Source organism: Streptomyces sp. NPDC055078 (assembly GCF_053607985.1).
The window spans coordinates 5932-12639 of record NZ_JBSGUP010000194.1 but is presented as its reverse complement, the minus strand read 5'-3'; the positions used below and the strand labels follow the sequence as shown (position 1 = coordinate 12639).

The window sequence follows — 6708 nt, the reverse complement described above, 5'->3', positions numbered from 1 at the left end:
CCCTCCCCCACGCCGTCTTCCCCCGCCTCGACCCGTCCCCCCTGGACGGCCGGGGCGCCCGGCCGCCCTCCGTACGCCGCTGGGTCAATGTGTCCGACCCCGGCGACCTCGTCGCCATCCCGGCGGGCGGCATCGCCCGCGGCTTCCGCGGCGTCTCCGCCGACCACCGCGGCTCCATCCACGCCTTCGACTTCCACCTCGCCGCGAACTACCTGGCCTCCGCGCCGCTGGCCGAGGCCCTTAGGGACGAGTTGTCGCGCGAGCCGGGGGCGGGGTCGCGGGTGCCGTAGGGGTGCCGGCGTACGGCTGGGGCTGCCCGTGGCGTACGGGCCCGGGGGCGCGGGTGCCGTACGGGCCTGAGGTCACCGGCGGCGTACGCCTGAGGTCACCGGCCGCGCTCGGCCCGGGGGCGCCGGTGCCGTACCTCGCACCACACCGTCTTGCCCGCCCCGCTCACCTTCACCCCCCACCGCGCCGCGACGGCATCGACCAGCGCGAGCCCCCGCCCGCGCTCGTCCTCGGGCCCGGCCTCACCCGGCGGCGGCAGCTTGCAGTTGCCCAGGGATACGAGGCGGTGGGGGGAGCTGCCCGCGAGGGTCGGGGCGTCCACACCGAGGGAGGGGAGGGTGATGCCGAGGGAGGCGAGGGCGGTTCGGAGATCGGCGACGCAGGTGTGGACGTCGTCGGCGGGGTGGTCGTTCATGGGGTGCGGGCCTCTCCATTCGTGTGCTCAACGTGACGAATGCCTCACACCGTGGCGCGGAACGGCCTACCGTTGAAGGGTTTCTGACTCCACCGCAAAGACTGTGGAACGGTGACCTGTGGCAGCGCGCAAATGCATCGACGCATCGGCGAGCGTCCCCGAGTTGTCGGCGCGGAGTTGCGCTGGCGAAGAGAACGGGCGGGCCTCAGCCTGAAGAAGACGGTCTAGGGCAGCTTCTACGCGGCGAGCCATCTGAGCGAGATCGAGCTGGGCAACCGACGGATTCCACACGAACTGGCCCGCCATCTCGACCAACGGCTCAAGACGGACGGGTTCTTCGAACGGCACTGCGAGAACGTCCGCAAAGCCGCGCCGAAGGGCGCGCACGCGAAGTACTTCGCACACGTCGCCGAGTTGGAGCCACAGGCACGAACGATCGAGGACTGGAGCCCCGGGCTGGTTCCCGGCATCTTGCAGACCGAGGCATACGCGAGAGCCGTCGTCCACTCCGTCTGTCCAGCCGATCTGCCGGAGCAGGTCGATGCAAAGGTTGACGCCAGACTCCGTCGGGCGACACTCTTCGACGCCCCCGAACGACCGGAGCGCTGGACCATCATCCATGAGTCGGTCCTGCGGCAGCCACTGCTCCCACCTGCGGATATGGCCCACCAACTCGACCACATCACCGCACTCGCCGAGCGTCGGCGCATCGTTCCACAGATCATGCTGTGGAACGCCTCGACCCGTCCCTTCATGAACCTGAACTTGGTCTGTATGCGGTTCCCCGACGCACCGCCTCTCGTCTACACCGAGGGGGCCTATCACGGGCTGTCCATGGACGAACCGGAGCTTGTGGAACCGTATCGGCGAGCATACGAGCGGCTCAGGGCCACGGCGTTGTCACCCGAGGCGTCCCTGGACATGATCCAGTCGGCGGCAGAGGACTATCGAAATGGAAGGCAACCGGCCTGACTGGAGCGCCGCCGTCTGGCGCAAGAGCAGCTACAGCACGGCAGCGGCGGCAACTGCGTCGAGGTCAGCGACGGCCACCCGGCCTCGTCCCGGTACGCGACTCCAAGTCCCCGCACGGCCCGTGGGTCGCTCGGCATATCGCGGCAGGGACTGCGGCCCTCAGGGCGGCCGAGGTGCCAGATCGAGTGCACCCGCCACTGCCCGGCGGGACATTCCCGCAGGCGTTCCACAGGGTTAAGCATCTAAGGGACGTTCGTCCGCGCCGGAACTGCCGAGAGGCCGCCCAGATGCATCAGCGTGAACCTGGCCGAAACGGCAACCAGCCCGATCAGGCCCGCAGTGCCACCCCTGGCCCTCGCCCCGCTCCAGCCAGACTGGACATCCTCACGCTGCAACGCCTGGCGGGAAACGCGGCGGTCACCAAGCTGCTCACGGCGCAGCGGCACGTGCAGGACGAGACGTGCGCCGCCGACTCGTCCGCGTCCAGTGACCCGGCCACCCCGGAAGCGGTCCAGCGCTCCGCCGTCTCCAAGGTGCTGAGCAGTCCGGGCAGGCCGATGGAGGCAAGCGTCCGAAGCGAGATGGAGCAACGCCTGGGCGCGGACTTCTCGTCGGTGCGGTTGCATGACGACACCACGGCCCGAACGTCCGCGGCGGAACTCGGGGCACGCGCGTACACCTCTGGTGAGCATGTCGTCATCGGCGAGGGCGGACGGGACCGGCACACGCTGGCGCACGAGCTGACCCATGTGATCCAGCAGCGTCAGGGACCTGTGGCCGGGACCGACAACGGCGGCGGACTACGGGTCAGTGATCCATCAGACCGGTTCGAGCGCGAGGCCGAGGCCAACGCGCGCACCGCGATGAGCCGCCCGGCACCGACGCCCGATGTCCAGCGCGCCGCTGACGCCCGGGCCCACGAGGAGAGCCCCACGGTGCAGCGCGCCCAAGGGGCTGAATCCGTCCAGCGCGCACCGGGTTCCTCCACTCCCCCGGCGAGCCAGAATCCCGGCACCAACGCCGCGTTCGTCATAACCCCACAACAACAACAAGCCCTCGCTCTCGCCGTGATGGAAAATCTGGGGCGAGAGTACATTGATCGAGCCATACCCGAGCTTTCGAACTGGGCCACGGGCAGCGACGAAGCATTTCCATACACCATGATGAGCCAGAACGGCAGAATGTGGGAAGCTGCGCGCTGGGAAACCGAGCCGACAAGTTATGTCGGGCGGGCGCTCGTCGCTGATAAGTCGAGTAGCCACATGGGCGACATGTCCAGAGAGCGTGGCTCAGGCAAGGAATGGCACCAATCGGTGCAACAAAAAATGGAGGCAGCACTCAAGGAACGAATGCTGCGCCACTACACCCCCAGCGATCGCGTGACAACCATGTTGCAAGGGGGGCGATTCGGCGAGATGAAATCAAAACAGAAGCTTCTTGCGGAGAATCCGACAGCGGACCACAACACGGGAGGATTCGATGAACAGGACCTGGCCAATGACGGATTCGTTTTCTTCTTCATTGAAAAAAAGGACGCCCCCTTCAGGAACACCAGGTTCACTCAAGGAAGCGGTGGACCAGCACGCATCACCCTGCCGATCGATCGCCTGATCCAGAGTGGCTGGATCATGATGAATGACTTCCTTGACCTGGAGTATCCGACACTCCGATCCGACAGTAAGGGGAGCCTGCTTTCCTACCGGCGAGATGATAATCCAGCCAAACCGACTTCCCCTGAGAAGAAAATGCAGCAGACCGGGCGGGAAATCGGGGAGATCTGGAAGGGGTTCCCGGACCTCGACAAAAAGGCAAGAGACCTCGCAGCCGGCCTTTCGGGATCTCTGGCCGGTGGCACGCAGTCCTTCGACACCGAGGATATGATAGAACTCATCCGCGCCCGCAAAGACATCAAGGAAGCCTTCAAAGCTGCAAGCATAGACAAGCGCTATCATGAACTCGCCGATCGACTCAAAAAAGAATTCGCGCAAAGCGTCCAGTACGACCGACAGGTTCGGCGCTTCAAACCCGCCATCCAGAGGTCCGGTTACATGATGGGCGGCGAAATGCGATACATGCATGGCGAACCCGGAGAAAAATCAGGCGATGCGAGAAGGAAGCCTGATGCCATCAAGCGCCATAAAGAGCACCTGCGTGGAAATATCCTGGCCGGAGCACACATCATCCCGGGCCTCGCCTCCCGTGGCGTCCTGGAGATCTCCCGCATCGAAGCACAGGGAGGTCACGAAGCGCTGGTGAAGCGAATGAAAGAAATGCCGGGTGACGCATTGGTCGATATGCTCCTCAAGGACTTTATCCGGCCGCAGGCCATGATTCCCTGGTCGGTGGCCATCAGTCGCGGGGATGTCGAGTACCTGTAGGACCGCCGACTGCCGCCAAGGTGGTATCGACCGGGCGGCCTGACGTAATCGTGAGTCGCTCTGAATGTCGCAGTTCATGGCGGGTTTACCCGCCCGTGAGAGACGCGGCGAGACGAATTCGGCGTTCCGCCTGTTTCCTGACCAGTTGGAGAGTCTCGGCGTTCTTGTCCACGAGCCGCTGCTGGTAGGCCGATTCGACCGCGTACGCGACACCGACCAGATTGACCTTCTTCTTGCAGGCGACATCGGCCTTGGCGGTGGTGATCGCCGCGGGTGAGGAAAGAGCCGCGTCCTCGCAGCCGAGTTGGCTGGCGACGCCGGTCGGGTCCGACACCTCGTACCCGTTCTTCTTCATACAGGCCGACCACTGGGCGAAGACACAGCGAACGCGCGAGTCGTCGCCGGCCTTCGACTGTGTCTCGCCCCGGAGGTTGAAGACGTAGAGGATGTCCACGCTGTCGGGGGTCGGCGCGTACAGCTTGAGGTAGGACTCGCGCATGTCGGTCCTGGTGCCACGGACCCATGTCGGTCCTGGTGCCACGGACCCATGTCGGTCCTGGTGCCACGGACCACGGCGGAGCACATCTGGGGCGTACCGCAGGGCTCCGGCACGGGCATGCTCATCGCGACCGAGACCGGCGCGGCCCGGCAGGTGGCCCGGCTCGCGCCCACGGCGCTGCGCCCGGACCACCCCGAGTATCTGAAGGCCGTGCCGCCGCCCGACCCGAAGGCCCTCCGCGGACATGTCACCTCCGATCTCGACCAGCTCTTTCTGGTGCTCGCGGGGATCTGTCTCGTCATCGGAGCCGTCGGAATCGCCAATACGACCCTGGTCGCCGTACTGGAGCGGACCGGGGAGATCGGGCTGCGCCGGGCACTCGGCGCGCGCGGGCGGCACATCACCGCCCAGTTCCTCGCCGAATCCGGGGCGCTGGGCGCGCTGGGCGGTCTGGTCGGCACCTCGCTGGGGACGATCACGGTGGTGGCCGTGGCGCTGGTACGCGACTGGACGCCGGTCGTCCACCCCGTCACGCTCGCCTCGGCACCGCCGGTGGGCCTGGCCATCGGGGTACTGGCGGGGCTGTACCCGGCCTGGCGCGCGGCCCGGATCGAACCGGCGGAGGCGCTGCGGCACTGAACGGCTCCCGTGGCGTGCGCGGGGCTATCGCGTACCGCGCAGCCGCCGCCGCTCCCCCGTCATGTTCGCGTCGTCCGCCGCCGCCCGCCCGTGTTCCCAGCCCGCCTCGTCGGTGGCGCCCCGGACCCGGGTCGCCGTCGTGCGGGGGAACATCGCTTCCGTACGGGCGGAGACGGCGACGTCCCGGGTCGCCAGCACCGGCAGCAGATCGGCCGCGACGGGTACGGAATCGGCCACCGTGGCGAGGCGCTCGCCCAGCCGGGCGGCGTACGCGAGGAGGAACGACTGGCGGAAGGTCTTCGTACGTCTGCGTCCGGCCGCGCGCTGGGACGCCTCGGCGCGGGTCATGGCGGAGGTGCCCTGGACGAGGAGGGAGGTGTGGAGGAGTTCGACCGCTTCGAGATCGCCTTCGAAGCCGATGACCGTGGAGAAGCCGAGGTCGCTGTTCCAGACGGCCCGGCAGCGGTTCGCGGAGGCGACGGCATCCAGGAGGATCGCCTTGGCGCTCTCGTACGGGGCGTCGACGCCGATCCGGCGGGCGCCCGGGGTGTCCGAGCTGTGCTGGGGCAGTCTGGCGCCGGTGGCGTCGGTCGCCTCGGCTATGCGATGGCGGGCCATCAGCTCCTGCGCCTTGGCGCTGAGGGCCTCGGCCTCCTCCGGGTAGTCGGTGGCCTCGGCCTTGGCGAGGAGGGCGCGTATCCGGTTCAGCATCCGGGGTTCGTACGCGGAGGGGGCGGCGAAGGGGGCGCCGGGCACCGGGCCCACCGGCTCGATCGACGGGAGGCGGATCAGCAGGCGGTACAGCTCCAGTACGGCGGACGCGTACGAGAACCGGTCGGTACGCCACCGGTCCGGGGCCGGTCGCCTTCGGTCCGGGGCCAGCTCGGCGAGCTGATCCCGCCAGCGCGGCGGAAGCGCCTCGTACCGCTTCGACTCGGCCATGATCAGGTCGACGAGCAGGCGCCCGTGGTGATCGTCCAGATCTCGGCGTACGAGGCGGGCGACATCGGCCGGCTGCCAGCCGCGCTCCCAGGCCCGGCGGATGAACTCCTCGCCCCGGTGCCCCAGTTCGGCGTCGGCCGCGGTGTCGGCGGCGAGCAGGGAGGCGCCCGTGTCGAGCGCGGCGTCACCGCCCGCGTACAGCGCCGCCGCCAGCGCGTCGTCCACCGTGCTCATCCCGGCCACCTCCTCGGTCTGCGCCGGCTCCGCAGTCTGCTCGGTGTGCGCCGGCTCCTCAGTCCCGATCATCGCAGCACCGGGAGCGGGTCCGCGCGCGGCACCGGGCCTGGCCCGCGCGCCCTGAGGGATGTGCCGTACGTTCATCGGGGGCGTCCGCTCGTCCACAGGCTGTGGACAGAGGTCCGGCCGCCGACTGTCGCCCCTCACCCCTCGGCCCTCACCCCTCGGCCCTCACCCCTCACTCCTCACTCCTCACTCCTCACTCCTCACTCCTCACTCCTCACTCCTCACTCCTCACTCCTCACTCCTCACTCCTCACTCCTCACTCCTCACTCCTC

General features: G+C 67.9%; 5 protein-coding genes and 2 pseudogenes. 4 read left to right on the top strand and 3 right to left on the bottom strand.

All coding sequences use genetic code 11. The annotated features are described in order from the left end of the window. A pseudogene (locus tag ACWF94_RS18215) lies at positions 1 to 290 on the top strand (hypothetical protein); the annotation flags it as partial. A gap of 95 nt (positions 291 to 385) precedes the next feature. Here ACWF94_RS18215 and ACWF94_RS18210 read toward each other — a convergent pair. Further along, the gene (locus ACWF94_RS18210) at positions 386 to 703 is read right to left on the bottom strand and encodes an ATP-binding protein (protein ID WP_453488803.1); all 318 of its coding nucleotides are present in this window, start codon (positions 701 to 703) and stop codon (positions 386 to 388) included. Positions 704 to 1117: 414 nt separating this feature from the next. Here ACWF94_RS18210 and ACWF94_RS18205 point away from each other — a divergent pair, with 414 nt between their 5' ends. Together ACWF94_RS18205 and ACWF94_RS18200 are read left to right on the top strand one after the other, a co-directional pair. Next, positions 1118 to 1675: a DUF5753 domain-containing protein gene (locus ACWF94_RS18205; protein ID WP_453488801.1), complete on the top strand. Its 558-nt coding sequence runs from the start codon at positions 1118 to 1120 to the stop codon at positions 1673 to 1675. Between the two features lie 287 nt (positions 1676 to 1962). Beyond that, positions 1963 to 4053 carry an eCIS core domain-containing protein gene (locus tag ACWF94_RS18200; RefSeq protein WP_453488798.1) on the top strand — a complete coding sequence of 697 codons (2091 nt, stop codon included), beginning with the start codon at positions 1963 to 1965 and terminating at the stop codon, positions 4051 to 4053. Positions 4054 to 4138: 85 nt separating this feature from the next. On the opposite strand, the gene ACWF94_RS18195 is transcribed toward ACWF94_RS18200, so the two are convergent. Further along, positions 4139 to 4552, bottom strand: coding sequence for a hypothetical protein (locus ACWF94_RS18195; RefSeq protein WP_453488796.1), 414 nt, complete (start codon positions 4550 to 4552; stop codon positions 4139 to 4141). Positions 4553 to 4600: 48 nt separating this feature from the next. Here ACWF94_RS18195 and ACWF94_RS18190 point away from each other — a divergent pair. Continuing rightward, positions 4601 to 5191, top strand: a pseudogene (locus ACWF94_RS18190) (ABC transporter permease); the annotation flags it as partial. A 24-nt stretch (positions 5192 to 5215) separates the two neighbouring features. Here ACWF94_RS18190 and ACWF94_RS18185 read toward each other — a convergent pair. Continuing rightward, entirely contained in the window at positions 5216 to 6367 is a 1152-nt protein-coding gene (locus tag ACWF94_RS18185; protein WP_453488809.1) for a DUF2786 domain-containing protein, read from the bottom strand. Between the last annotated feature and the right edge of the window lie 341 nt (positions 6368 to 6708).